This window comes from Aliikangiella sp. G2MR2-5 (assembly GCF_015687155.1).
Lineage (GTDB): Bacteria > Pseudomonadota > Gammaproteobacteria > Enterobacterales > Kangiellaceae > Aliikangiella.
Window position 1 is genome coordinate 1 of the sequence record NZ_JADPQF010000014.1, and the last position, 2,842, is coordinate 2,842.

General features: G+C 50.2%; 1 protein-coding gene. It reads left to right on the forward strand.

What is annotated here, in order from left to right:
- Window positions 1-2,842 (forward strand): amino acid adenylation domain-containing protein (locus IYN84_RS20785; protein ID WP_196141206.1); only part of this gene is annotated, 2,842 nt, incomplete at both ends.

The window sequence follows — 2,842 nt, forward strand, 5'->3', positions numbered from 1 at the left end:
CCGGCCTTGTCTTTTGCACAAGAGCGGTTGAACTTTTTGTACCAGCTTGAGGGCAGCAGTAGCTTATATAATATTCCGGTTGTTCTGTCCTTCGAACAGCATTTGCAAGCAGAAGCTTTACAGCAGGCTTTGGTTGAACTAGTTCAGCGTCATTCAGTATTACGCACACGCTATTGTCTACATGGTGGGCAATATTACCAGCATGTAGACGATAGCTGGCAAGAGCGGTTGCAGGAGCAGTCGATAACAGGCTTAAGTGAGGAGGCCGTTGAACAGCGAATCACTGAGCTGGTAGATAGCGAGTTCAAGCTGGATAAGGAATCAGTATTCAGGGCTTACCGACTGCAACGAGCCGAAGGTGAACTGCTCGTGCTAGTGATGCACCATATTGCGGCAGATGGTTGGTCGGTGTCGTTATTATTGGAAGAGCTGCAGGCATTATACGAACAAGCCTGTCGGGGCGAGCCATTGAGGCTGCCAGCATTACCAATACAGTATCGAGATTATGCTATCTGGCAGCGTCAATGGTTGCAAGATGAACGGCGAGAAGCACAGTTGTCCTACTGGCAGGAGCGGCTGACCGCATTGCCGGACGTTCATAACTTGCCGTTGGATAGAGTACGTCCCTTACAACAAAACTATCAAGGCGGTGGTTTAAGTTATTCACTGCCTCAGTCACTACGCGATTCATTAATGCAATTAAGTCAGGCTCATGACTGCACTTTGTTTATGACTCTGCAAACCGCCTTTTCATTATTGGTGTCTCGGTATAGTGGTGAGTCGGATGTGGTTATGGGAACGCCAACGGCGGGACGTAATCATCCGCAAACGCAGTCTTTGATAGGCTTTTTTGTTAACACTTTAGTGCTACGCACCGAAGTGAACCCGCATCAGTCCTTCGTTGATTTATTAGCGCAGAGCCGAGATAGCCTGCAACAGGCCTATGCGCACCAAGACCTGCCTTTTGAGCAGTTGGTTGAAGTGTTAGCACCAGAGCGCAGTCTGGCCTATCACCCGTTATTCCAGATTATGTTTGTATTGCAGCCCGGCGCTGATTCGACAGTGAGTTTGGGGGGAGTAACAGGAAAATCAGTGGGTGCAGAAAGTCAGGTTGCAAAGTTTGATTTGACGCTGAGTATTCGTGAAGGCTCGACTGGACTTGAGTGTTATTGGGAGTTTGCTCGTTCGCTGTTTGATGCTTCGACCATTGAGCGAATGGCTCAGCATTTTGAGTGTTTATTGCAGAGTATTGTAGCTTCCCCGGATTTGGCCGTTGCCAGATTGAATCTGATAACTGACAGCGAGCGACAACAGATTTCCGCCTGGAATGATACTGCGCGCGACTATCCACAGCAGGCGACTTTACCCAGCCTGTTTGAACAAAGGGTTGCCGAAGCGCCTGATGCGGTCGCTCTGCGTTATGGAAAACAGCAACTCAGTTATCAGCAGCTGGAGTACCGGGCGAATCAGTTGTGTCACTACTTGCGCTCTCTTGGCGTTGGTAATGGCGATCGAGTTGGAGTACACACACCGCGTTGTCCCGAGATGCTGGTGAGCGTGTTGGCAATATTAAAAGCAGGGGCCGCGTATGTACCGTTAGATCCGGATTACCCGGAAGAGCGTTTATCTTACATTTTGTCCAATGCCGGGGTGAAGGTTGTGCTATGTCATGCGGCGCATCGGGAGCTGGATTACCTGCAGTCATTAGCCTTGGTGAGCCTGGATGAAGAGGCCACTCGTCAGCACTTGTCTCTGTACTCTGGAGAGGCTCCAGAGGTATCAGCCTCGATCGATGATCTGGCTTACATGATCTATACCTCCGGAACTACCGGCACCCCCAAAGGTGTGCTCTTGTCTCATCGTGGTGTGGTCAGTCTGAGCCAGTGGTCGAGGCAGGCATTCGCAATCACTGACGACAGTCGTGTGCTGCAGTTTGCCAGCATGAGTTTTGATGCGATGACGTGGGAATGGGTGATGGCATTAACCAATGGCGCCAGCCTGGTGTTACTGGATGCGGAAGATCCCAGGTCGATGGTCGCATTAGCCGACTGCGTAAAACACCATCAGGTAACACATATTTTATTACCGCCTGCGGTGCTGCCCTTTTTATCGGTGGATGATTTTAGCAGTGTTGAGTTAATGATTGTTGGCGGTGAAGCCTGTCAGCCGGAACAGATCGCACCCTGGTTATCTGGTCGGCGTTTTTACAATGCTTATGGTCCGACTGAGTCAAGCATTTGTGCAACCGCCAGGGAGCTGCAGAGCAGTGAGGATATCAGCATTGGTTTCCCGGTGGATAATACTCAATGTCACGTTGTGGATGAACATCAGCAGCTGGTTCCGATAGGTGTTGCCGGGGAGCTGTGGTTGAGTGGAGAAGGACTGGCTCTGGGCTATCACCAGCTGGAAGAGCTGACTTCGGAGAAGTTTGTGCCACACCCGTTTGAGTGCGGTAAGAAAGCTTATCGAACAGGAGATCTGGTACGCTATCGAGCGAATGGAGAGCTGGAGTTTCTCGGACGTATCGATCATCAGGTTAAGCTGCGGGGATTACGAATCGAATTAGGCGAAATAGAGTCTCGTCTGATGGAGCTGGAATCAATTCAAGAGGCGGTGGTTCTGGTTCGGGAGCCGGAGGAAAACAATCAGCAGCTGGTTGCTTACGTTACGCTTGTAGACTCGGAAAACAAAGCGATTGTAACCAGTCAGTTGCAGTCACAGTTATTGCAAGTGTTACCAGAGTATATGGTGCCGAGGCACTATTGTGTATTGCAGCGATTACCGTTAAGTCCCAATGGAAAAGTCAATCGTAAAGCACTGCCGGAGCCTGACTGGTCAGAAG